Origin of the sequence: Sphingopyxis sp. NFH-91 (genome assembly GCF_021401285.1) — a bacterium.
Lineage (GTDB): Bacteria > Pseudomonadota > Alphaproteobacteria > Sphingomonadales > Sphingomonadaceae > Sphingopyxis > Sphingopyxis terrae_A.
This window is the reverse complement of the sequence record NZ_JACBGA010000015.1, coordinates 12,371-36,169: the sequence shown is the minus strand read 5'-3', so window position 1 is coordinate 36,169 and position 23,799 is coordinate 12,371. Positions and strand designations below refer to the sequence as shown.

At 63.3% G+C, this 23,799-nt stretch carries 21 protein-coding genes and 1 pseudogene; 12 read left to right on the top strand and 10 right to left on the bottom strand.

The features are described from left to right. Positions 1 to 125 precede the first annotated feature (125 nt). Together groES and groL are read left to right on the top strand one after the other, a co-directional pair. Positions 126 to 440, top strand: a pseudogene (gene groES, locus L0963_RS18895) (co-chaperone GroES). A gap of 47 nt (positions 441 to 487) precedes the next feature. Then, complete coding sequence (gene groL, locus L0963_RS18890) at positions 488 to 2,107, top strand: chaperonin GroEL (protein ID WP_234181219.1); 1,620 nt, start codon at positions 488 to 490, stop codon at positions 2,105 to 2,107. A 32-nt stretch (positions 2,108 to 2,139) separates the two neighbouring features. On the opposite strand, the gene L0963_RS19745 is transcribed toward groL, so the two are convergent. Then, positions 2,140 to 2,265, bottom strand: coding sequence for a hypothetical protein (locus tag L0963_RS19745; protein WP_267960782.1), 126 nt, complete (start codon positions 2,263 to 2,265; stop codon positions 2,140 to 2,142). A 305-nt stretch (positions 2,266 to 2,570) separates the two neighbouring features. Between L0963_RS19745 and L0963_RS18885 the strand changes: the two genes are divergently transcribed. The 3 genes from L0963_RS18885 (at position 2,571) to L0963_RS18875 (ending at position 7,977) form a co-directional block, all read left to right on the top strand. Next, positions 2,571 to 3,257 (top strand): hypothetical protein, encoded by a 687-nt coding sequence (locus L0963_RS18885; RefSeq protein WP_234181217.1) that lies wholly within the window; start codon positions 2,571 to 2,573, stop codon positions 3,255 to 3,257. Beyond that, a complete protein-coding gene (locus L0963_RS18880) occupies positions 3,254 to 4,753 on the top strand; it encodes a type IV secretory system conjugative DNA transfer family protein (protein WP_234181215.1) in 1,500 nt (499 codons plus the stop codon). Before L0963_RS18885 ends, L0963_RS18880 begins: the two co-directional genes overlap by 4 nt. Before the next feature lie 77 nt (positions 4,754 to 4,830). Then, positions 4,831 to 7,977: a hypothetical protein gene (locus L0963_RS18875; RefSeq protein WP_234181213.1), complete on the top strand. Its 3,147-nt coding sequence runs from the start codon at positions 4,831 to 4,833 to the stop codon at positions 7,975 to 7,977. 545 nt (positions 7,978 to 8,522) lie between these two features. Here L0963_RS18875 and L0963_RS18870 read toward each other — a convergent pair. Continuing rightward, entirely contained in the window at positions 8,523 to 8,834 is a 312-nt protein-coding gene (locus L0963_RS18870) for an ArsR/SmtB family transcription factor (RefSeq protein ID WP_062900914.1), read from the bottom strand. Between the two features lie 128 nt (positions 8,835 to 8,962). Between L0963_RS18870 and L0963_RS18865 the strand changes: the two genes are divergently transcribed. Further along, positions 8,963 to 9,697, top strand: coding sequence for an SDR family NAD(P)-dependent oxidoreductase (locus tag L0963_RS18865; protein WP_003046994.1), 735 nt, complete (start codon positions 8,963 to 8,965; stop codon positions 9,695 to 9,697). 634 nt (positions 9,698 to 10,331) lie between these two features. Here L0963_RS18865 and L0963_RS18860 read toward each other — a convergent pair. Continuing rightward, positions 10,332 to 11,198 (bottom strand): LysR substrate-binding domain-containing protein, encoded by an 867-nt coding sequence (locus L0963_RS18860; RefSeq protein ID WP_234181211.1) that lies wholly within the window; start codon positions 11,196 to 11,198, stop codon positions 10,332 to 10,334. Positions 11,199 to 11,303: 105 nt separating this feature from the next. Between L0963_RS18860 and L0963_RS18855 the strand changes: the two genes are divergently transcribed. From L0963_RS18855 to L0963_RS18840, 4 genes are read left to right on the top strand one after another with little or no spacing between them, the layout of a single operon-like run. Then, a complete protein-coding gene (locus tag L0963_RS18855) occupies positions 11,304 to 12,689 on the top strand; it encodes a proton-conducting transporter transmembrane domain-containing protein (protein ID WP_234181209.1) in 1,386 nt (461 codons plus the stop codon). Beyond that, positions 12,686 to 15,211: a DUF2309 domain-containing protein gene (locus L0963_RS18850; RefSeq protein WP_234181207.1), complete on the top strand. Its 2,526-nt coding sequence runs from the start codon at positions 12,686 to 12,688 to the stop codon at positions 15,209 to 15,211. The genes L0963_RS18855 and L0963_RS18850 overlap by 4 nt, the downstream gene beginning before the upstream one ends. Beyond that, positions 15,162 to 15,596, top strand: coding sequence for a P-II family nitrogen regulator (locus L0963_RS18845; protein WP_234181205.1), 435 nt, complete (start codon positions 15,162 to 15,164; stop codon positions 15,594 to 15,596). The genes L0963_RS18850 and L0963_RS18845 overlap by 50 nt, the downstream gene beginning before the upstream one ends. Continuing rightward, positions 15,580 to 16,422 (top strand): DUF6671 family protein, encoded by an 843-nt coding sequence (locus tag L0963_RS18840; RefSeq protein ID WP_234181203.1) that lies wholly within the window; start codon positions 15,580 to 15,582, stop codon positions 16,420 to 16,422. The genes L0963_RS18845 and L0963_RS18840 overlap by 17 nt, the downstream gene beginning before the upstream one ends. Before the next feature lie 79 nt (positions 16,423 to 16,501). Here L0963_RS18840 and L0963_RS18835 read toward each other — a convergent pair whose 3' ends face one another. Both L0963_RS18835 and L0963_RS18830 read right to left on the bottom strand, forming a co-directional pair. Then, positions 16,502 to 17,092: a lipocalin family protein gene (locus tag L0963_RS18835; RefSeq protein ID WP_234181201.1), complete on the bottom strand. Its 591-nt coding sequence runs from the start codon at positions 17,090 to 17,092 to the stop codon at positions 16,502 to 16,504. 351 nt (positions 17,093 to 17,443) lie between these two features. Then, entirely contained in the window at positions 17,444 to 17,881 is a 438-nt protein-coding gene (locus tag L0963_RS18830) for a hypothetical protein (protein WP_234181198.1), read from the bottom strand. On the opposite strand from L0963_RS18830, the gene L0963_RS18825 reads away from it, so the two are divergent. After that, positions 17,859 to 18,065, top strand: coding sequence for a hypothetical protein (locus tag L0963_RS18825; protein ID WP_234181196.1), 207 nt, complete (start codon positions 17,859 to 17,861; stop codon positions 18,063 to 18,065). The two genes, L0963_RS18830 and L0963_RS18825, sit on opposite strands and share 23 nt — an antisense overlap. On the opposite strand, the gene L0963_RS18820 is transcribed toward L0963_RS18825, so the two are convergent. Next, a complete protein-coding gene (locus L0963_RS18820) occupies positions 18,062 to 18,472 on the bottom strand; it encodes an NAD-dependent epimerase/dehydratase family protein (protein WP_234181194.1) in 411 nt (136 codons plus the stop codon). The genes L0963_RS18825 and L0963_RS18820 overlap by 4 nt on opposite strands. 56 nt (positions 18,473 to 18,528) lie before the next feature. On the opposite strand from L0963_RS18820, the gene L0963_RS18815 reads away from it, so the two are divergent. Then, positions 18,529 to 19,101, top strand: coding sequence for a TetR/AcrR family transcriptional regulator (locus tag L0963_RS18815; protein ID WP_234181193.1), 573 nt, complete (start codon positions 18,529 to 18,531; stop codon positions 19,099 to 19,101). A 531-nt stretch (positions 19,102 to 19,632) separates the two neighbouring features. Here the strand turns inward: L0963_RS18815 and L0963_RS18810 are convergent. Genes L0963_RS18810 through L0963_RS18795 form a run of 4 tightly spaced genes read right to left on the bottom strand, consistent with a single transcriptional unit; the run spans position 19,633 to position 23,788 of the window. Then, a complete protein-coding gene (locus L0963_RS18810; RefSeq protein ID WP_234181191.1) occupies positions 19,633 to 21,114 on the bottom strand; it encodes a glycerol kinase in 1,482 nt (493 codons plus the stop codon). Positions 21,115 to 21,129: 15 nt separating this feature from the next. Beyond that, entirely contained in the window at positions 21,130 to 21,729 is a 600-nt protein-coding gene (locus tag L0963_RS18805; RefSeq protein ID WP_003047022.1) for a 3,4-dihydroxy-2-butanone-4-phosphate synthase, read from the bottom strand. Next, the gene (locus L0963_RS18800; protein ID WP_003047024.1) at positions 21,729 to 22,310 is read right to left on the bottom strand and encodes an NADPH-dependent FMN reductase; all 582 of its coding nucleotides are present in this window, start codon (positions 22,308 to 22,310) and stop codon (positions 21,729 to 21,731) included. Before L0963_RS18800 ends, L0963_RS18805 begins: the two co-directional genes overlap by 1 nt. Then, positions 22,301 to 23,788 carry a glycerol-3-phosphate dehydrogenase gene (locus L0963_RS18795; protein ID WP_234181189.1) on the bottom strand — a complete coding sequence of 496 codons (1,488 nt, stop codon included), beginning with the start codon at positions 23,786 to 23,788 and terminating at the stop codon, positions 22,301 to 22,303. The genes L0963_RS18800 and L0963_RS18795 overlap by 10 nt, the downstream gene beginning before the upstream one ends. Between the last annotated feature and the right edge of the window lie 11 nt (positions 23,789 to 23,799).

Sequence of the window (23,799 nt, the reverse complement as noted above, 5' to 3'; positions counted from 1 at the left end):
AGACCATCGAACACCGACGCTTGCAGCACCGCAAGCTCGCCGCTTAATATCAACCCCAGGACGAGGCCCGCGCTCCGCTAATCAACGCCGCGATCTGCGCCAAATGTTCTGACGACAGACAATGCATGCATTTCCGTCCCTTGCACGACCGTGTGGTCGTCCGCCGCATCGAAGCCGAGGAGAAGACCTCGGGCGGCATCATCATCCCCGACACCGCAAAGGAAAAGCCGCAGGAGGGCGAAGTCGTCGCCGTCGGCCCGGGCGCCCGCGCCGAAGACGGCACCGTCACGGCGCTCGACGTCTAGACCGGCGACCGCATCCTGTTCGGCAAATGGTCGGGCACCGAGGTGCGCGTCGATGGCGAGGATCTGCTCATCATGAAGGAAAGCGATATTCTGGGCGTGATCGAGCAGGCCGAGGCGCTCAAGAAGGCGGCCTGACGCCGCATCCATCCAGCAACTGAAAGGATATCGAGAAGGAGGAAGAAATGGCTGCCAAGGAAGTGAAATTTGCGTCCGACGCGCGTGATCGCATGCTGCGCGGCGTGGATACGCTTGCGAATGCAGTGAAGGTCACGCTCGGCCCCAAGGGACGCAATGTCGTGATCGAGAAAAGCTTCGGCGCGCCGCGCATCACCAAAGACGGCGTGACCGTCGCCAAGGAAATCGAGCTTGCCGACAAGTTCGAGAATATGGGCGCCCAGATGCTGCGCGAGGTCGCCTCGAAGCAGAACGACAAGGCCGGCGATGGCACCACGACCGCGACCGTGCTCGCGCAGGCGATCGTGCGCGAAGGCGCGAAGGCGGTCGCCGCGGGCATGAACCCGATGGACGTCAAGCGCGGCATCGACCTCGCCGTGACCACCGTCGTCGACGACCTCAAGGCGCATGCCAAGTCGGTCGAGGCCAACAGCGAGATCGCCCAGGTGGCGACGATCTCGGCCAATGGCGACGAAGAGGTCGGCCGCATCCTCGCCGAGGCGATGGAGAAGGTGGGTAATGAGGGTGTGATCACCGTCGAGGAAGCCAAAAGCCTCGCGACCGAGCTCGAAACGGTCGAGGGCATGCAGTTCGACCGCGGATACCTCAGCCCCTATTTCATCACCAACGCCGAGAAGCTGAAGGTCGAACTCGACGATCCGTACATCCTGATCCACGAGAAGAAGCTGTCGAACCTGCAGGCGATGCTGCCGCTGCTCGAAAGCGTCGTGCAGTCGGGCCGGCCGCTGCTGATCATCGCGGAGGATGTCGAGGGCGACGCGCTCGCAACGCTCGTCGTCAATCGCCTCCGCGGCGGCCTCAAGGTCGCGGCGGTCAAAGCGCCGGGATTCGGCGATCGTCGCAAGGCGATGCTCGAGGATATCGCGGTGCTCACCGGCGGTAATGTCGTCAGCGAGGAGCTCGGCATCAAGCTCGAGAGCGTCACGATCAACATGCTCGGGCGCGCCAAGAAGGTAGTCATCGACAAGGATAATACAACGATCGTCGACGGCCTCGGCGCGAAGTCGGATATCGACGGCCGCGTCGCGCAGATCCGCCAGCAGATCGAGACCTCGACGAGCGATTATGACCGCGAGAAGCTGCAGGAGCGGCTCGCCAAGCTCGCCGGCGGCGTCGCGGTGATCCGCGTCGGCGGCGCGACCGAGGTTGAGGTCAAGGAGAAGAAGGACCGCGTCGACGACGCGCTCCACGCAACCCGCGCGGCTGTGGAAGAAGGTATTCTTCCCGGCGGCGGCATCGCGCTGCTTCGCTCGCTCAAGGCACTCGAAGGCCTGAAAGCCGCGAACGACGATCAGCAGTCGGGCATCGACATCGTCCGCCGCGCGCTTCGTGCGCCGGCGCGCCAGATCGCCGACAATGCCGGTGAAGACGGTGCGTGGATCGTCGGCAAGCTGCTCGAGAGCGAGGACTATGGCTGGGGGTTCAACGCAGCGACCGGCGAATATCAGGATCTCGTCAAGTCCGGCGTGATCGATCCCGCCAAGGTCGTGCGCACCGCACTGCAGGATGCGGCATCGGTCGCCTCGCTGTTGATCACGACCGAGGCACTCGTCGCCGAGTTGCCGAAGGACGATAAGACCGCGCCGATGCCGGCGATGGACTTCTGACGCTCGGAGGGCGGCGGGGCAACCTGCCGCCCTCACCCAGCCGATGCACCGCAGAAATGGTCTAGAGCGGCTACGCCCTTTTCGGAGCGCGAGTGAACGATGAACAGCATCGTCAGCGCGCTGCGCTTCTTCTTCACGCACACGTTCGATCGCCCCATCTTGCGCGCAGTATCGGTGCAGCCTCGTTGGCAATCATTGGCCCCCGCACGCCGCGGGCGACCGCGGCGCTGGCGCCCCTTCCGACTTGCCCACTTTGCCTGGATGCCATGCTGCCTGCCCGACGCATGAACCGGACGGATCATGCCTTTAGAAATCCTTGAAACTTGCGCAAGGACGTCCGACTATCCGCGTGAGAGAATGGCAGAAACTTTAATGAGCCGCGACGCCCGTAGGAGCCATGGAGTCCCTTCTGAATGCGCGCGGGTCGATCAAGTCGAAGCCATTTGCAGGGGATGAAGTTCGCATGATTCTGGATATGCGTTGGCCGACGCCGCCGCTGGTCGGACCCTGGCACGAACTCGCCGAAGATGTGGCCGATGCGTTTCGCGGGGTGCTGGAGCGCGATGGCAGCTTTGCAAGCGCGGCATGTCCGCCCGGCGCGATCGGCGCGTTTCGCGTCCATCCGCTGCTATTCTGGCCGGACTGGATGTGGGTGGATGCGCTGATCGAGCAGACCGATGCAGCCTCGAAGGTCATATCCTTTCTCTACGGCCCTCACGGTCCGCATATACTCGATGGCACATCGCGCATCTTCCACGATGTCAACGATCTCATATCGATCCGGATCGAAAAGGCCGAGGCCGTGTGCGATTATCTGCGGGTGTTCTGCAGCGCCGTCCGGATGGAGGACAAGCCATTTTTTATCATCGAATCGCCCGGCCGGCTCCAGCAGCTCATCTACCCGTTCGACTTGCCTGAAAGCGCGGTCCCGCTCGCGAGGCCGCTGGAGGCCGTCCGCCAGCGCGACGGATGGAAAACTCACGCACTCGTTCTCTTCGGCGCTACGCTGTTCGAGGCGACCTTTCTGATCTCGACCTACGGCCTCGTCGACATGATCGACGACAAGCTGCTGACCGACGGTCTTCCCGATCATGCTATCCGGTTCGATGGGATATTCTATCGCCAGACCGGCGCAGGAGCATCGCAATGAGCGCCTTGGCCGACCAGTTCGGGGCAAAGACCCCCTCCACGCTCAAATTGCCCGAAACCATCGAAGGCGATGGCTTGCTCGTCGGCTGGTCGCTCGAGACCCGTCCCAGGCAGCGGCCGATCGGATTCAGCTTCGGCGCCGACGCAGGCGCGCCGGACCTTGCTGCGCGCCCCATACTTCTCGAAGGCGAGGGGCATTTGATCACCATCGCCCCGACTGGCGCTGGCAAGGGCATCGGCTGCGTGGTCCCGGCGCTGCTTCGGCACAAGGGACCCGCGATCGTTATCGACCCCAAGGGCGAGAATGCAGCGATTACCGCACGCCGTCGGCGCGAGCTCGGGCAGCAGGTTATCGTGCTCGATCCGATCGGAATTACATCCTTTCCCGGCGACTGTCTCAACCCGCTCGATCTGATCGATCCGCATTCGGCGACGGCCGTCGACGAGGCGCATGTTCTCATCGATCAATTGCTCGCATTTACCAATGACCGCGACAAATTCTGGCAGGGGCGTGCGCGCCAGTTGCTCGTCGGGGCGCTGTTTCACCTGCTGACCGATATGCCAAAGTCGGACCATAATCTGGGCCGGCTGCGGCAGATCGTGAACGGCGCAGCCGAGAGCAACGGGGCTTTGCTCGTCGAGGCCCTGGAAGGCTCGCGCCATCCCGAGGCGCGCAATACCGGCCAGCTCTTCAAGATCAGCGCACCGGAAACCCTTGGCGGCATCGTCGCATTTGCGCAGGAAGCGATCGACTTCCTGCGCGGGCCGTCGCTGCAACTGGCGACCGATCGTTCGAGCATCGATTTCGATGCGATCACGCGCGGCGACCCGATGACGATCTACATCGTCGTGCCTCCACACATGCTGGTATCGCACGGCCGCCTGCTGCGGCTCTGGGTCGGGTCGCTGATGACCGCGATCATGCGCCGGCGCGCCCGGCCTCCGCTTTCGACGCTGTTCATCCTCGACGAAGCGGCACAGCTTGGCACGTTCAACGAACTTCGCCAGGCCGTCACCCTGCTTCGCGGCTATGGCCTGCAGACCTGGAGCTTCTGGCAGGACGCATCGCAGCTAGAATTTCTGTATCCGAATGACTGGCAGACGATGGTCAATAATTCCAAGGTCGTGCAATGTTTCGGAGCCAATACGATGCTCGCCGCAACCACGATGAGCGGGCTCGTCGGGCACGAGGATCCCAATGGCGTTCTGGCGCTGCCACCCGATGAAATGCTCCTTCAGGTCGCCGGTGACGAAGCGGTCATTGCCAAGCTGCCCAATTATCGCTTCGACGCAGCCTTCAAGAGCTGCTTCGACGACAATCCCTTCCATAATCCGGAGATCGACCCGGTGGGCCTCCCGCGAACGCCGCTCACCGAATATATACGTCCGCCGCGCCCGCCCGCGCGTCCGACCTTGGCGCTGTGGGAATCGGTCGGCGAGCCCTCGAAACTTCACGCCGACATGGCCGCCCGCATATTGCGCTCGATTGCGACTTGAGAGAGCCACGAGGCATATATGACCGCTAAAAATGTGACTTCGTCAATTCGCAGATCGTTGCGAGAGGGAAACTGAGGATGGTCAGCGACAGTGAGCAGCCCGGCGGTCGCGTAATCGCTGCGCTCCGGCAATACGGCAGTTTCGTCAACGGCGCGCGCAGACGTCCCACCGTCCCGGGTGCGGATCTCGCGGCGTTCGTCCGGCAAAGAGCGCGCGGCGAAACGGGTGAGACGAGCGTCGTGAAGCTATCGGGCGTCGTGGTTCGCGGTTCGCTGGACCTCGGCGGTCTTTGCGAGAGCGAGGGCGAGAGCCGCCTGTTGGAACTTGTCTTTGAAGACTGCCACTTCGACGCGCCGATCATCCTCACCAACGCCAATATCCTGCGCCTCTCGCTCGAGCGATCGCAGCTGCAGCTGCTCGATGCGATTGGTCTGCGGACCCTTGGCAATGTCCACCTCGCCTCGGTGCGTGCCTTCACCGGTCAAGAGTGCATGATCCGACTGAGCCAGGCGACGATCGGAGGCGCGCTGAATGCCGAAGCGGCGCAATTGAGCGGTGTTCGGAGCGAAACAGGACGTGATTTCGCACTGCATTTGAACAGGGCGCATGTGACGGGTGGGATATTGGCATCACGTCTGCGCGCCAGGGGCGGCCTGCGCCTGCAATTTCTGCAGGTGGGCGCACCGATAGATCTGACCAAAGCCCGGCTGGCCGCCGGCGCCGAAGGCCTTGCTCTCAACGGCGAGGGCTTGCGCGCATCAGGTCTGTGGATCGACAAGACGGTCGCCGCGGGTCCCGTGGTGCTCACCGATGCGCGCATCGATGGCGCTGTTTCGGCCGCCCGCTTGCGCGTCCGGGCCGGCCGCCGCCGGATTGCGCTCGATCTGGCCAGCATGAATGTATCGGCCTACATCGACCTCAGCGACATTCGACTTGTCGACGCTCAGCCGTTCGATCGAGACGCGCTGCCGCTGTTGAGAGCGCCCCTGCTTCGCGCCGGCGCCGACGTCTATCTGAACGGCGCCAGCTTTCGGTGCAGTGCGTGGCAACCGGCCGCCGATCTTCGCTCGGCGCAGATCGAGGGCGAACTGGCACTTGGCAATTTGACCTTCAATTCGACGCTATGCCTGGAACAACTCAAATGTGCCGCCAACATCCAGCTCGGCATCGAAGACGGCAGCCGTGCGACGGGTCCTGTCGAAGCGCAAGGTGTCGAAGTCGGCGGCCGCCTGTCGATAAGCGGCGAAATCGAAGCCGGCGTCAATCTGCGATCGGGGATCGTGACGGGAAGCACCATGCTGTCACTCGGCCCGTCACGGGACTGGGTTCCCGCTGTCCAGGCAACCGGTTTCAGTTGTGATCAGGACATGGTCCTCGAGCTTCGCGACCCCGGCACCACAGCGCAGCTCGACGGGATGCGCATTCGCGGCAATCTTTATGTGATGGCGCAAGGCGACATGGCCAATGCGCATCTCGAGCGCGGCATCACCGAGGCCGTGAACGCCCCCGATCTCGAAATCGGCCGAAATATCGTCGTCACGGGCCGGGTTGCGGGATCGTTGAACCTGCGCCGTGCGCAGGTCAGGGGCGACATCATCTTCGGCAAGCAAGGTGAGCGAGTAGCCGGAGACCAAGGCCTTCGGATTTCATCCCTCGCCGCTCCTACCCGCATCGATCTGGCCGACGGGCAGATCGGCGGGCAGATACGGCTCTATGGCCGGATGAGCTATGCGATCGAGCTGTTTTGCGATGAGAATGGCACGCCCTCGGTCATGGATGTTCGGGTCGCGGAGCTGCCCTTCTATCCCGGCTGGACCTGCGCCGACATTATCTGGCAACGCAGCGGCCGGGCGATTTCCACGCCCTTGCTCTGGGACAACGACAACGCGATCGTCTTCCTGCGCGGCACGGCAACCGAAATCTACAATTTTAACGAATATCTCTGCCCGCCGCGCCTAACCCTGGACACCGTGCCGGCCTATGTCGCCTTCTTGACCGGAATGCTTGAAGGCAGCGAGGGCCGGATGCGGATCATAGAGCAAGACCCGCCGGTCGCTGACACCCTCGCCTGGGACGTCAGGTTAGCGCTCGCATATGGCGGCGCGCGCATCGACTGCAAGGCCAGGATTGACCAATCGGGCAAGCTTTCCTTTTCCGAGCAGTCCGTCAGCCAAATGACCGAACAGTCGAGCGCGGGAGAGTTCAAAGGCCCGCTCGGCCATCGATTTGCGGACCGGGCAGACGCTCTTGCTCCGCTTTTCGACGCCGATTGGACTTCGCTCGATGCCGTTCGCCGCGATCTGCTGGTGCGACAATGCATGTCCGCTGCATTTCCAGTCAGTGATCTGAGCGGTCTCGAATGCGCTGCTCTGAACGATCAGGACGGCGCGCTCTGGGGTGAGGATGCGAGACTTTTGCTCGAAGGTATTTCGGTTCGGCGATTTGTCGAGATGCGTGGGCGCGCGCTAGGCAATTCTACGTCGCGCCGCTTGTCCGGGATGCGGGACAGCCAGTCGGGCGCCACTGCCAGGGTGGCGTGGCTCGGCCGCCAGGTCCAGAGCCGCATCCAGGACTGGTCGCCCCAACCCTATGAGGCATTTGCGCGGGTCTATCGCTTGCATGGTTTTGCCGATGAGGCGAATATTGTGCTAGCCGAAAAGGCCCGCCGCGACATCAAGAAGCAGCGAAGTCGCATGTGGCCAGGGCTTCGCCAATTGTTCGGCCCGATCTATGAAGCCGCGCTGGTCACTTTCTGGGGTGGATTGTTCCGCTACGGGCTGTCGCCGACAAGAGCGCTTGCGACTTGCGCCGCCTTCCTCCTTGTCGGTTGGATCGGCGTCGAAGCAGCCAATCACGGGCAGCCACTTCCGATGCTCGGATTGGACTTCAGCGGCTCGGGTCCCCCTGCCCTCGAACTGTCTCTCACGCCTGTACAGGGCGTTGCGGTCGCAGGCGAGAATTCTCTGGGCATCGAGGTGGTGCCGGGCTCAGCGGTGCGAACGAGCATCCCTTGCGGTCAAGCCATCGACACCTGGATTTATGCCACCGATGTCTTCATTCCCCTTCTGGACCTGCGCGAAGAAGGCATCTGTTCAATTCGCTCCGATGCATGGGCAAGGCCCTGGCGGATCGCCAAAGCGGTGTACGCAGCGCTCGGCTGGCTGGTTCTCTCGCTCACCGTGATAACGCTTTCTGCGCCTCTCCGACGCAACACGGGCGAATAATCGTCGACAGCAATCCAGGGGGAGAAAGCAGGGCACGGCTCTTGTCGTCAGGGCCCATGTGATCAGCCCACGCGGGCCGATATGTATGGAGCTTAATTCCGGAAATGGACGCACGGTACTGGTTGCAAAGCGTAATGCGGCCATGTTCGGCTTGCAGGCGGATGCAGAAGGGTCGCAGTCGGCGCATTTCCAAGTGACCCCAAGGCGTTGACCTCCAGTCGACCTTCTGTTCACCGCGGACATGATTATGGACGGCGATCTCGGAATGCTTTTTTTGCACCGCTGGCTCATCCCGCTCGACTTGCGCAACGGTCACGGCTGGATCGTGCGAAATCCAGATGCCGGCCCCGCGCCGAGAGCGGCTCTGTCGACCACGGGTTCACCGTAAATCAGCATGCCAAGCTTTGCGGGAGAATCTCGATCCTGGCCAGCCGCTGAATGGTCGCTTCCGTCTCGCGCATGAAGCGAACGTACAAGTGAGACTGGCAACCCCGAGCGAGCGGTCCGACAGCGTCCGACGACGATCACCGGCGCCTTGCTTTGCGCTAGGCGGGGCGGTTGGCGAGGATTGCATCCAAAAGGCCGGGAAAGCGTTGCTCGAATTCTTTGCGGCGCAGCCTGTTGATCATCTCGCGGCCGACCTGCGTCGTCTCAATCAGTCCTGCGGCGCGCAGCAACTTGAGGTGGTTTGACAGCGTGCTCTTGGGAATCGAGTCGCACGGCGCTGCGTTGGTGCAGCTCAGCTGCTCGGTGCCGGCCAGGCGCGCGACCATGGCCAGACGGTTGGGATCGGCGAGGGCATGGAGCGCCAGTTCGAGCGGCACATCTTCCAGCCTGGGATGGGTGAAGCGGGGCATAGGCACAATATAGGCCCGCGACGCAATTTTAATAGTTCGGGAATATTGAACTATAGAATTGGCGATCCATCTTGTGCCTTGCCGGCAGCGCACGACGCCGTGATCGCGGGCAAAATTGGAGAATTTACATGTCACTTCTGGGCAAAAAAGCGCTCGTCACCGGCGGATCGCGCGGTATCGGTTCGGCGATCGCCAAGCGCCTCGCGGCCGATGGCGCGGCGATCGCGATCACCTATTCGGGCAACAAGGCGGCGGCCGACGCGACCGTGGCGGCGATCGAGCGCGCGGGCGGCACCGCCTTTGCCTTTCAGGCCGATGCCTCCCAGCCCGGGTCACAGCGGGCGGGCGTCGAACAGGCAGCGGCCGCGCTAGGCGGGATCGATATCCTTGTCCACAATGCCGGCGTCGCCGAATTCTCTACCGTCGGGGACGACACTGACGAGAGCTATGACCGTCAATTCGGGGTCAATGTGAAGGGCCTGCACGTCGGCACGCGCGCGGCGCTGCCGCACCTGCGCGATGGGGGGCGTATTATCCTGATCGGCAGCATCTCGGGCGAGATGGCGTTCCCCGCGACCGCGATCTACAGCGCGACCAAAGCGGCAGTGGCGGCGCTGGCGCGCGGCTGGGCAAAGGACCTCGCGTCGCGCAATATCCTCGTCAACACCGTGCAGCCGGGCCCCATCGACACCGATATGAATCCCGCTGAGGGCGAGTTCGCGAAGCAGATGATCGGTGCCATTCCGCTCGGTCGCTACGGCCGGGTCGAGGAGATCGCAGGAGCGGTGTCGTTTCTGGCCGGCCCAGATGCTACCTACATCACCGGAACCACGCTGAACATCGACGGCGGCGCGTCGGCCTAGTCGCGGGAGCGGCCCCTTCGCCCGGCGGAGGGGTTGTCGCCGCGCTTTACAGCACGCGGTTCCAAATCATTGCCGGCCTGCTTCCATCCGGTCCGGCAACAGGCGGGCACCAGCAACCCGTCGCTCACATGCTCAGGTGGCCGGTCGGGGCTGCCTGCCCGGTTTGAGAGTTAGAAATCTGGAAGCGTTCAGACTCTGCTGGACCGAGCCTGACCAGTTGGAGACCGTCCGCTTTTGGGGACCAAATAAAGTGAGCGGAGGTTCGAAAGCACGCCAGAGCGTTCGCTCTCAATGATATCGACATTGGATTGCTAGGCTTCGATGCCTTCTGCCAGAGTCAGAGCATGTTCAACGTCGACGCCCCGCTATCCGCATCGTGTCTTCAATCTTCGTGTGTCCAAGCAGAATTTGCACGGCACGCAAATTGGCGGTCGTTTGTAGATGATTGACGCATGGTTCGGCGTAACGAATGCGTCCCCTAACCTTGGCTTCTGAGCCCAACCGCCTTAGCCCATTCGTCGAATCGACGTGCATATTGACGCACGCTCCTATGAACATCTGTGACCGATAAAGCGCCATCAAGCTTCCCGAACGGAATATCTGACGCGGGATGAAGGCGGGGAACCATCGGAACTCAGCTACCGCGTTCAAGCGCGGCGACAACATGTTGAGCAAGGCGGTGCGCGGTCTCCGACAAGCCCGCTGCCTCGATGAGCGCGATTTCGGTGTCGTAAAGCAATGGCAAATCGGCTTCACCGGCAATCGAGGTCAGGTGCGGCGGCACCATCTCGCGCGGCAGCACCGCAATGCCGAGGCCTTCGCTAACCGCCGACAGGCTGCCCGCAAGGCTCGTCGATGTATAGGCGACACGCCAGTCGCGACCGATCGCCTCGAGCGCATCGACCGCGCGCTTGCGATAGACGCACGGCTCGGGCGAGACGACGAGCGGAATGCTCGCAAGGCCCGTCGCCGCGAGTTGATCGCGCGCGACCCAGACCAGCGGCTCGCGCCACACCCGGACGCCCTCGAGCGGCGCCGACGGCTCGCGCTTGACGAGCACGAAATCGAATGCGCCGGCATGAAATTTGTCCAGAAGGTTGAGCGTGAGATCGCAGGTTACCTCCAGCTCGACGAGAGGATGCGCCTTCGTAAAAGTTGACAGTACCGCGGGCAGATGGGCGGTGGCAAAATCTTCAGGCACCCCGAGCCTGACGCGTCCAGCCATATCGGGTTCGAACAGCTCGGCAATTGCCGCGTCATTGAGGCGCAGCAACTGCCGGGCCGGCCCAAGCAATCGCTTGCCATCATCGGTGAGGCTGAGCGATCGGGGTGTACGCGCGAAGAGCGTCCGGCCCAGCTGCTCCTCGAGCCGCTTCACTTGCAGACTGATCGTCGATTGTGTCCGGCCGAGCCGGCCGCCAGCCCGGGTAAAGCTCCCCACTTCGGAAATCGTCACGAAGCAGCGGAGGAGATCGAGGTCGAGGTTGGGCGCGCTGACCATGGCGGCAATGTGCAACAATCATTTCAATTGTCAATTAATGGCATTTCAAAAACTCGTTTTATCAATTTTGGACGATGAGGCATCGGCGATGCGAAAGGAATTCGCATGACCGCTGCCATCGCACGAAACGACGCCGCTTCGACGCTGACGAGCAGGCACCCGTCCATCTGGACCGCACCTGTCGGAATTGCCGGGCTCGCTTTTCTGGCCGCCGAAGGTCCAAGGCCGCTCTCTGCTCTTCAGCTCGTCATTGCCGGGATGATCCTCTTCGTGGGTACGATTGTCGCGGCCTTCTCACGCAGATTCATGCGAAGCGATCCGCGGCGCCCGTCCTATTTTGCGCGGATCGCCCTGCTGATCGGATCGGTGCTGCTTTTCGTCCTGACGAATGATTTGCTGGCCTTCGCCGCCGCCTGGGTAGCGAGCGGCATTTTACTAGCGAGCCTCATCGGGCACGCCAATGCGCTTCCCGAGGCTCGCGAAGCCGCCACACGCGCGCGGCGGACTTTCCTGATCGGCGATCTCGCGCTTCTCGCCGCGCTCGCGATTGTCGGGGGACATGGCGGAACAACCGATATAAGCGCTGCGCTTTCGCGAAGCGGCAGCCTCTCGCCTTTCTCCGGCCACCTCGCGGCGCTGCTTCTCGTGGTTGCAGCGGCCGCCCGATGCGCTCTGCCGCCTTTCTCGGCCTGGCTGCTTTCATCGATGACGGCACCAACGCCGGTGTCGGCGCTAATGCACGCGGGGCTTGTCAATGCCGGCGGCTTTTTGCTGCTGCGGCTTGCGCCGGTGCTCGAGGCGGCGCCTGCGTCGCGCTATGCCGCGGTCGGCCTGGGGTTTTTCGCAGCCTTCTGGGGCCTTGGCATCATGGCGGTCCGCCCCGACGCCAAGCGCGCGCTAGCCGGATCGACGGTCTCGCAAATGGGGTTCATGATCATGAGCTGCGGCCTTGGCGCCTATGCCGCCGCGCTCTGGCACATCGTAGCCCACGGGCTGTTCAAAGCCTGGCTCTTTCTTGGGGCGGGTTCGCTCATCGGGATGCGCGAGCGCGAGGGGGTTTCGATTTCGCGCGCCGCCGTCCGCATGGCGGCCCTCGTCGCGCTGCTTGCAGGCGTCTATCTTGCCTTTACCGCCGAAGTGGGGGGAGAGCTTGTGGCGCTAACCCTCGCCGTGGCCGCGGGCGCCGCTACGCTGATTGCGGGATATGGCGCTCCCGCCTCGCGCCGCGCGCGCGCCCGGCTGGTCGGTCTGGTCACGGCGCTGATCGCGGCGAACGCCGCGGGTCTTTTGCTGATCCGCAGCCTTTATGGAGCGCACGCCGAACCCTTGCTTCCATCACCCTTGCTGATTGCGCTCGCTGTCCTCTTCCTCGTCGCGTGGCTCTTCCAATCCGCGCGGATTGCGCGCGGCGCAGCGCTCCCGCCGGCGCTCTACGTCCGCCTTCTCAATGCCGGCGCCCTTCGCGCCACCCGTACCGGAGACCTCGCATGAACATGATTGCTCCCGTCGAACGTACCGACGACCGGCTCGCCCGGACCCAAGTCGCCGGGCTCGTTGCGCTCGCCGCGCGTAGCGTAGCGCCGCTATGGCCGCTCGAAAGCGCTATTGCCGTCAACCCGCTGGCGGGTTTCGAAGAGCTGCCGTTCGCGCAGGCCGTGGCGGAGGCGTCGAGCCTATTCGGCGCGCACCGCACCCTGCCGCTCGCGCTGTGGCGGCGGCTCCTCGATAATGGCCGCATCGAGGAAGCCGCCTTGCGCGATGCGGCCATCGGACATCTGGGCGGCATCTATCGCGCCGCCGCCCCGATTGCGCCGGGCGTAACAATGCTCGACGCGCTGATGGCGTGCCTGCTGGTGATCGGACGCGGCGACCGGCCCGAACGGAGAGCAGGACTCGGCCCTGACGCGGCGTTCATCGCTAAATGGTGCGGCGCCTTTTTCGACCATGGCCTGACGGCGATGCCATTACCCAACCGCGACCTCGGACTTTATCGCGCCGTGCTGGCGATGGCAGCCTATGACCCGGAATACCGGACGCTCACCGGCGCGCGTGGCGCAGCGCTCCTGTTGAGCGTTCCGCGCGACCCGCTCGAGGCAATTTCCGAAGGTCTGGCGAGCTTGGAAGCGGAGGTTGACCCGCTCGCTTATCTGTCGGGCCTGGTTGCACGTCTCCCTGGATGGGCCGGCCATATCCGCTGGCGCAGCGAACATGCCGACGCTGACCGCGTGGCCGATGCCCCGGCAACGATGGCAGATCTTGTCGCGCTCTGGATCTTGCTGGCGCGCGCCGACGCATTATCTGCGCCGCTCGGCGCGCCGTCCGCCGACAAAGACAAGAGCGCCGCACTGTTGGCGCACTTCGGCTTGACCGCCAAGGCGCTGGGCCCGCGCGATGCCCAAAGGCTCGATAGCGTGGCGGAAGTCGACGACGACAGGCTTGGCGCCTTGTTCATGATGGCGGCCGAGCGGAGCTATGCAAACGGCCTCATGCCGGCGCTGCAAAGGGCCGCTCGAACCAGCAATCCGCCAGCACGACCCGATGCCCAGCTGGTTTTCTGCATCGACGTGCGCTCGGAACCCTTCCGGCGAGCTCTGGAAGCAGAAGGCAATTATGAAACCTTCGGCTATGCCGGATTTTTCGGTTTGCCCATTGCGCTGCATCCCTTCGCCGGCGCGCATCGCGCCCGCCTGCTGCCGGTGCTTCTCTCGCCCCGTCACGACATTTCGGAGCGTCCGGTTCCCGGCCGGGAAAGCGAGGCTGAGGCAATCGCTGACAGGGCGCGTGGCGATGCCTGCACTACCGATCTGTTCGCGGCTGCTAAAGCTGGGCCTGCGACGGCCTTTGCCGCGGCAGAGGCGACCGGACCGCTTGCCGCTGCCTTGATGCTGGCACGGACCTTTGCGCCGCGCGCTACGGGCCGTGCAGCCGCCGCGCTTCGGACGCGCCGGCAGCGCGCGCTCGCGCCCGCAGGCGATGCCCATGAGGATCATGCCGGCTTCGCGCTCGCCGACAAGATTGGCTATGCCTCGGCCTTGTTCCGCCTGACCGGGCTGCAGCCCGATACCGCAAGGTTTGTGGTGTTGACGGGCCATGGCGCAAGTGCGGTCAACAATCCCTATGCGGCCGCGCTCGATTGCGGCGCCTGCGGCGGCCATGCCGGCGGCGCGAACGCGCGACTGCTTGCAGCCATGCTGAACGATGAAGATGTCCGTTCGGGCCTGGCCAAGGAGGGTATCGCGCTGCCGGGATCAACCTATTTCCTGGCTGCCGAGCATAATACGACCACGGATGAGGTCGTGATCTTCGATGCTGATCGGATACCCCCCACCCACGCTGCCGACCTCGCTGCGCTTTCGGCCAGTCTCGCCCGCGCCGCCGAGACCAATCGTGCCCGCCGCGCCCTATTGCTGGGCAGAGCGCCGGGTGACCTGCTGACCGGTGCCGTGCATTGGGGCGAAGTCAGGCCCGAGTGGGGCCTGGCCGGAAACGCCGCCTTCATTGTTGGCCCGCGCGACCTCACCCGCATGATCGACCTTCAAGGACGCGCTTTCCTCCATAGCTATGATTGGCGGACCGACACGGATGGCAGTGCACTGGCAACCATATTGACGGCGCCCATGGTCGTGGCGCAGTGGATCAACTGCCAATATCTCTTTTCGACGATCGACAATCAGAATTACGGGTCAGGCGACAAGGTAACCCAGAATGTCATCGGCGGCATCGGCGTCGTCCAGGGCAATGGCGGCGATCTCAAGATCGGCCTGCCTCGCCAGTCACTCTTTTGCGACGACGGTCTTCCTCACCATATCCCCCAGCGTCTGCTGACCGTCGTTCAGGCGCCATTCGATCGCGTGGCCGCGCTGGTCGAGTCCAGCGACATCCTCCGGCGACTGTTTGGCAAGGGCTGGGTGCAACTCATCGTGATCGAGCCCGAGACTGCCCGCGCGCGGCGTTGGCGCGAAGATGGCGCCGACTGCAGCGAGGGCCGGAGCCTTCTCGCTATCGATTGTTAAAGCAGGAGATTTGATCATGACCATCAAAGACGACACACTTCCGCTGCATCGGCGCCGCAAGATCGAGATCGTGATGCGGGCCGAAGATCGAACATTGGTCGAAGATTTGCTACGCGCGGCCGGCGTCAGCGGCTGGACCATGATCCGCGACGTTGCCGGCATGGGTCATCATGGCTTTCATCAGGGCAGGACCATCTTCAACGACGAAAGCGGCCTCGTGATGTTCGTGGGCGTCGGCGACGAGGCGATCATCGCCGATGTCGCCAGCGGCCTGTCGCGCCTCTTCGAACGGCGCCCCGGCGTGACATTCCTGTCGGATGTCGAGGTGATGCGCTCTGACTATTTCGCTCCGTCGATCGAAACAGCCGGTGATCCATCCTTTTGACACGCAGGGCAAGACTGCCGTCGTTGCGACGATGCACGGCAAGGAGCGCGTCATCATTCCCGCCCTGGCGCCGCTCGGCCTCGCGTTTCTGCCGCGTCCGCAAATCGACACCGATCGCTTCGGAACCTTCACGCGCGATATCCGCCGGGCGGGGAGCCAGCAGGAGGCCCTGGCTGCAAAAGCCCGCGCCGGGCTCGCCGCCGCGCCGGAAGCCGATTATGCGGTCGCGAGCGAGGGCGCATTCGGACCGCATCCGGCCTTCCCCTTCATCCCGGCAGGCTTCGAACTGGTCGGCCTCATCGAGAGGCAGTCGGGCAAAATGATCGTGGGCCGCTATCTCAGCCTCGACACCAATTTCCGCCAGATGCAGGCTCAAGCGATCGACGAGGTCGAAGTCTTTGCCCAAGCCATCGGCTTTCCCGGCCACGCCATTATATTGATGACGAGAAAGGACGGCCCGATCATCGCGAAAGGTGTATCGGACCGGAGGCATCTGGTGTCGCAGGCCAGCGCCGCTATCGCGCGCGAAGGCTCGATATGGCTCGAAGCCGATATGCGCGCGCATCGCAATCCGCAGCGGATGGCGTCGATATCGCTTGCCGCGCAGGACCTGCTACGCGCCCTCACCTCCCGCTGCCCCAGTTGCGATTATCCGGGCTGGACGCCGCGGACGAAGGATGGCCGGCCCTGTCGCTGGTGCGCAAGTCCGACGTGCGAGGCCTGGATCGAGGTTCGCAAATGCGGCAATTGCGGCCATGTGGCGGAACGATGCCTCGACCCTGACCGGAGGGCCGAACCGGGGCATTGCTCCATCTGCAACCCCTGAGCCGCCGCCAACGACCGATCGGCCCGTGGCAAACCGCCTCCGCCGCAAGTCCCCGTCCGCGGCGCGCACGCCTTCCCGATCAATGCCGGGTCATGCGAACAAGCGTCCAGTCGTAGCCGAGTTGCTTCACCCGCTCCTCCAGTCGCCCCAAAAGCTCCGGCGAAGGTTTCTCGGCGCGGGTGAGCGCCCACAGATAGCGCCCCGAGGGCTCACCCACGATCGACCATTCATAGTCGTCGCCATGATCGAGCACCCAGTAATCCCCATAAAAGGGTCCGAAGAAGGAGACTTTGAGCTTGGCGTTGGTCGCCCGATCCGCAATCTTCGCTCTTCCGGTGGACTGCTTTAGCTTTCCGTCGAGCCCGCCCTTGCGGCCGCGATTGACGACTTTCATCGTGCCATCGGCATTGAGCGAATAATCCGCGGTAACCGCCTCCAAGCCTTTCTGGAACGACGCTTCGTAGCGAAATTGTTCATACCAGCGCCCCATATAACGCTGCAGGTCGACAGATTTTGCCGGCTCGGGGACAGCGCGATTGCCCACCGGCCCCGGCCGCGGAATTGCGCTGCATGCCGCGAGCGTCACGATGATGGCGGCCGAAGCCAGGATCCCGATCTTTCGCATGTGAACTTCTGTCGATAGCGCTTTTGCTACGCGTCGCCTAGCCATTCGTTGCACTGCTCGTCGCGCCAGCCGACAAAGTAATCGGCGCGGACCACCCTACGCCATTTTGACATGGCAGCAGCGTTTCTCACCCGACGCGTCGTCACCGTCCCGATCAATTGTCGGATACAAAGGCGAAGAGACCGAGCTGATGCGTTCGGTTAAGTCGAGGAATCTTTCGCATCAGGATTATTGGAGGAGAAGGCTTGTGCCACGCTCGCAAATCCGGGCTGCACCAGCTGCGCCGCGAAGGCCATCGCATCAGCTCTGCGACCGCCACCGGGTCTGTGCCTGCCAGCGAGCAAACGCATTCACGGCAATTGCAAGGACAGTTTACTGAAACGGCACGGGACGATGTCAGCCGATCACGCCGCCTTCCTCGAGGCTCTTGGCCGTCGCCAAGATGGCGTCATCATTCGACCGTGGCGCCCAGCCGAGTTCGGCAATCGCCTTGGCGGACGAGACAGGCCGTAGTTTGTCGAGTTCGAACAATCGCCCTCTGACTACAGGATCGAACACGGACGATAATCGCACGAGCCAATTCGGCAATTCGCGCGTTGGCGTCTTTCTAGCCAGTAACGGGACCCGATCGCGCAATATCTGCGCAATGTCGGCCATCCAGTAGAAAGGCCCGGCTCCAATATAGCGGTTGCCCGCCGCCTCTGGAGCGTGGAGCGCTCGCACGTGGAGGTCGGCAATGTCGCGAACATCGACGAGCGGCCACCCGAAGCGGGGTATCCCAGGAAGCGAACCATCAAGAAGCTTTTTGACGATGTCGATCGACGCCGAATACACCGTACCTGCCACCGAAGCCGACTGGTCCGATCCTTCCGACAAGACGGACAGCTCCGCCTATGAGCGCTCGAAGATGATCGCTGAGCGTGCGGCGTGGGACTGGCATGCCCGCGAAGGGAGACAGCTCGAACTCGTGACCATTTGTCCTGGCGCCGTCATCGGGCCAATTCTGGGACGCGATTAGCCGCCGCGACCATAGCTGACTGCAGCGGTCGACGAGGTCATGACCAAGCGGCGCGCGCTTGCATCGCGCGCGGCGGCTAGCACCCGCAGCGCAACGTCCCGCGCTGGCCGTACCAATTCGTCGTCATCGCGCGGATTATTGAGAGGCAATGGAGAGGCGATGTGGATTACAGTCTCGCAGCCATTGCAAGCCTCGCGCCAGCCCTCGCGCCGATTCAGGTCGGCAAGCGCGAAGGTCAGCCGATCGGTCGGCGCAATCGTTCCGATCGCCGCGCGCACTTCGGCTTCACGCGCGGTGGATCGGATCGTGGTGCGAACATTGGCGCCTTCGTTCAGAAGCTGCGCGATCACGAAGCCGGCGACATAGCCGGAACCACCCGTTACCAGTATTTGTGCGTCTTTCGCCATAACCCTCTCTCCTTGCCCTCATTGCGAGATAGACATAATGACAGAATATGTCCAGTATGACTGAGAGCCTTGCAGATCGGATTTTCGGTGCCGCGCTCCTGCTTTTCGGGCGCCACGGATTTCAGCGCACGAGCATGGCGGATATCGCCAAGGCCGCCGGAATTGCGCGCGCCACCCTCTATCTGCGCTTTGCGGATAAGCGCGCCTTGTTCGAAGGATTGGCGGCTTCGCTAGTGGACCAAGCGCTCGCCGATGCGGCAGCTGCCGCAGATCGGGAGAAGGCCGAGCTAGCTTCTACTGTCCAGGCGATCGTGATGGCCAAGGAGCTGCGCTTCTTTAAAATCATAAACGGCGCCCCGCACGGCGCCGAACTACTTGCCGTCGACACCGAACTCACGGCACGGCACGTGGCGCGTCTCGATAAGGAATATATCGACATTCTGACGCGTTTTGGGCGCTATGCCGAAGAGCGGGGCGCTGACCTTTCCGCATTTGGCGGTCCTGCGGGCTTTGCAAATTTCCTCGCAACTGCGGGCGCCGGGCTGAAGCACGAAGTGCGGGACGAAGCCGCCTATCGCGAAGCTGTTCAGCGGCTGGCCCGCGTGACCGCCAGGGCAGCCCGGCGATAGCATGACAAAGATCCTTGATAGGCTTCGATGCGCAGATGCTCGGGCCGGAATGCAGAATCGCGGCTTCTTGCGAGCCCCGAAATTCGACACGCGAAGGAGAGTGACGGGCTCTGGGTGGGAAGCGAGTCCCGGACAACACTGGCGATGGACGAGTCAATGCACTAACAATCCCAGCGGACCTCTCGGTGGTGGCCGGTCACTCCCTCGATTGGCTTGTGATCTGCACAATGTGTGGAACGGCAGCGTAGGAAGCGATGTACACATCCCCTGGTGGCACAGGCTCGACCAGAGGCTAAACCACGGCTCGTCCTGATAGCACGTCTTCGGCCCACTTGACGAGCTAAACTGCCGCAGCATGTCCGGCACATCAACAGCACTACCTTAGGCGTGCTCCAAGTTGCTCCAACGCGAGTCATCAAGGGAACACATCACCCGCTTTAACGACCGCCATTTCCGCATCAACCTGCCAGTGCCCGCTCGCGATTTTATGAGTTCACGGCCTAGCCTCCCGGTTACCGTCCTGATCTTAGGTTACGCGACAAGACCATGCCAGTCACCGAGCCGCTCACAGCGCCCTTCGCTGCCCATCGCCCGGTCGAACCGGTCCACATCGCCGCACATCTCGGTGGCCTCAGTCAATGACGCAAAGCGTCCGATACCGATAGCGGCCAGCATCGCGGCACCTCGCGCGGTCGTCTCCACGTCGTGAGGGCGTTCGACGCGAAGGTCGAGGATGTCCGCGATATCCTGCGCCACCCAATCATTGGCACTCATGCCGCCGTCGATCCGCAGCCTGTTCCAATGGCATCCATCGCCCGCAAACGCCGATTTGAGGTCGTGCAGTTGGTGAGCGATCGATTGTAGCGCAGCGCGCGCAATCTCAGCGCGTCCCGTCGCATGAGTCAGCCCCGCGATGATGCCGCGCGCCTCGGGACGCCAATAGGGGGCACCAAGCCCGGACAGCGCGGGAATTATGGTCACACCGCCGCTGCTCGCTACCGATCGCGCCAGCACTTCGGTCTCGGAAGCGTCACGTATAATCCCGAGCTTGTCCCGGAGCCATTGGACAAGGCTGCCCGCGACGAAGATCGAACCCTCGAGCGCGTAACTCCGTCGACCACCGACCTGCGCCAGTACGGTGCCAAGCAGGCGGTTGGCGCTTCGTACCGGCCGGTCACCGGTATGGCAGAGCACAAATGCACCCGTACCAAGCGTCGCTTTTGCCGCACCCTCGGCGAGGCATGCCTGACCGATCATCGCACCTTGCTGGTCGCCGACGAGCCCGCAGATCGGGATCGGCCGACCAAATATAGCAGCACGGGTCTTGCCAATCTCTCCCGCCGAATCGACGATTTCCGGAAGCATAGCGTGCGGAATATCGAAAAGCGTCAGCAAGTCGTCATCCCATTGGCCGCTTTCCAGATTCATCAGCATGGTGCGCGATGCGTTGCTCGCATCGCTGATGTGAAGGCCACCCGTCAGCGTCCATACCAGCCAGCTTTCGACGGTCCCCACCGCGAGCCGCGGACCGAGCGCGCGCGCTTCAGGATTGTTCGCGAGCAGCCAGCCGATCTTTGTGGCGGAAAAATAGGGATCGAGCACGAGGCCACTCCGCGCCGTTACCAAAGGCTGGTGGCCCGCCGCGCGAAGTTCCTCGCAGCGCGACGCGGTCCGGCGATCCTGCCAGACGATTGCACGGCCGACAGGTTCGCCGCTGGACCGGTCCCAAGCAACGATCGTCTCGCGCTGGTTCGTAATCCCGATGGCCGCTATGCGATCGGCCCCGCCCGCGTGCTGCACCATCGCGCGGGCGCAGTCGATGCTGCGATCGCGAATTTCCGCTGCGTCATGCTCGACCCATCCGGGGGCGGGATAATATTGAGTGAGCTCGGCGCGCGACATGGCGCGGCGGCCCCCGCCATCGTCGTAGAGCATTGCGCGGGTCGATGTCGTACCCGCGTCGAGTACGAGAAAAAGCCGCTCGCCCACCTCGTCTGCACCTTTCATCGCCATACCCGCCCTGAACCGCTATGAGCCAAGACGGTCCAGCAGAGCGCCAATGTCGGCGACGGGGATCGCGTGCCGGGTAACCAGGGCGTCCAGATCTTCAATCCGCGCCATCTCGCCATCGTCCCGCATGATCGAACAGATGACCGCCATGTCGCCAGCACCGGCGAGCTTGCAAAGTTCGATCGACGCCTCGACTGCTGCCGCCCGCTCTCGCACGCCCCCCGGCGCGGCGATGAGCGGGAAGACATGGCCAGGTGAAACGAGATCGTCCCCGGTCGATTCGGATGCCATAGCAACACGGATAGTCTGTGTGCGATCGGCGGCGGAGATGCCGGTGCTCACGCCGGCGCGCGCTTCGATCGACCGACCGAAGGGACGCCCCGACTGTCGTTCGGCTCCAGGATTGATTAGGCTGATGCCCAATTTGACCGCCCGTTCGGGGCGCATCGCCAGACAGATGAGGCCGCGGCCGTAGCTGGCCATGAAATTGACGGCGTCGGCGGTCACGTAGCGCGCCGCAATCGCGAAATCGATATCCCCGCCGCGCAGGCGGTCGCCGGTAATGATGATCATGCGGCCCTGCGCAAGGGCTTCGACCGCTTGCTCGATTCCCGACATCAGGCGGCCCTTCGCGCGGCTGCAAAACTGCTTGCGCCCGACACCAGCTGGTCGGCGACGAGCTCAAGCTGGAGCCGCGCGCGATCCTCGAGGCATTCGCCGTCAGGCGAAAAGAGGCCGCGATAGGTCCGGATGGTCGCCCCCATCGGCGTCGGCCAGCCGCGCAACGCGTGAACGATGCTGCGCAGAGTCTGCATCGTGCTCATCGTTGCCTGATCGCCATAGGCCGTCGCGATCAGGCCAACCGCCCGTCCATCAAGATAGGGTCGCACGTCGCCAGCCAAATCCTCGAGATAATCGAGTGCATTTTTCACAAGTCCCGAAATCGTCCCGTGATAGCCGGGCGCCGCGATCAAAATCCCGTCAGCCTTGCGTACCGCCTCGACGAGTTTCGCTCCGTCGTCGGGACGGTGCAGCGGACCGCGATAATGGGGCAATGCGCCAAGGTAGCTGCCGCCGAACAGATCGACGTGCGCGCCCTGCGCCATTGCGCGTGCGGCAGCAACGCCGAGCGCCTGCTCCGTGCCGCTGATCGGCGATACGGTGCCGCCAATGGCGACAATGTTGATACTCACGCGCATTCCCTTTCGTCAAAAACGGACGCGATCAAGCCCTGCGCCGATGGGCCCAGATGCAATCCCAGCTTGCTGCGCCGCCACAAGAGATCGTCGGCTGTCCGGCACCATTCCTGTTCGACGAGATATGCGATTTCGCGGTCGGTGAGGCCGCAACCATAGTGCCGCCCGCATTGATCGAGGCGCGAAGCGCCGTCGAAAATATTGGCCGCCCGCGTACCATAGCTACGGATGAGACGTTCGGCCCATGGCTGCTCAAGGAAGGCGAAGCGGGCGCGTAATGCCTCGACCGCAGCATCGAAGCCATCGAGGGCAAAGTCGCCCCCCGGCAGTGGCACCTCCCCCGTCCAGCCCTCCGACGCCAGAAATGGCAGCCGGCGCGAAAGACGGTCGACAGCCTCTTCGGCAAGACGGCGATAGGTCGTGATCTTGCCGCCATAGACCGAGAGCAGTGCGGGTCCCTCTTGCTCGTCTGACAGCGCCAATTCATAACCGCGCGTGGCGGCTTCGGGCTGCCCGGATCCATCGTCGACAAGCGGCCGCACCCCTGCATAGCTCCAAACGACATCGTTTGGCGTAATCGGGCGGCGAAAGAATCGGTTGGCGCCTTCGCACAGATAGCCAATCTCTTCCGCCGAGGGATGTATATCGGCAAGGCCGCCCGCATGATCGCGATCGGTGGTGCCGATTAGTGTAAAATCACCTTCATAAGGAATGGCGAAGAATATCCGGCCGTCGGGGAGCTGGAAAAAATAGCTGTAATCATGGTCGAAAAGTTTGCGCACGACGATGTGCGAGCCGCGGACGAGCCGCACCCGCCGTTCAGCCGCCGCTCCACCCAGCCCGGCGACACCCATCACGGCCGGCCCCGCGGCGTTGACGATCGCGCGGGCGCAAAAGCGACCACCCGTCGTCTCGATCGTCCAATGATCACCGTTGCGGCGGAAACCTGTGACGCGGCAGCGGGTCCGCACCTCGGCGCCGCGGTCGGCCGCGTCGCGCGCGTTGAGGACGACGAGCCGGGCATCATCGACCCAGCAGTCGGAATAGGCAAAGCCTTGCGTTAGCCCGTCCTGAAGCGGCAGACCTGCTGCATGGCCAGCAAGGCGGAGCGTTTCGGTCGCCGGCAGCCGCTTTCGCCCACCGATATGATCGTAAAGAAAAAGCCCTGTTCGAAGCAGCCAGCGCGGACGCAGACCTTCTACATGCGGCAGCACAAAGCGCATCGGGCGCACGATATGCGGGGCAATCGCCCAGAGGCGTTCGCGCTCCGAAAGCGATTCGCGTACCAAACCGAATTCATAATGCTCCAGATAGCGAAGCCCGCCGTGGATCAGCTTGGTCGAGGCGGAGGATGTTCCGCTGGCCAGATCATCGGCTTCGAGTAGCAGGACGCGCGCGCCGCGTCCCGCCGCATCGCGCGCGATGCCGCAGCCGTTCACGCCGCCGCCGATGATGGCGATATCGAACATGTCGACAGACATTCGCGCGCCTG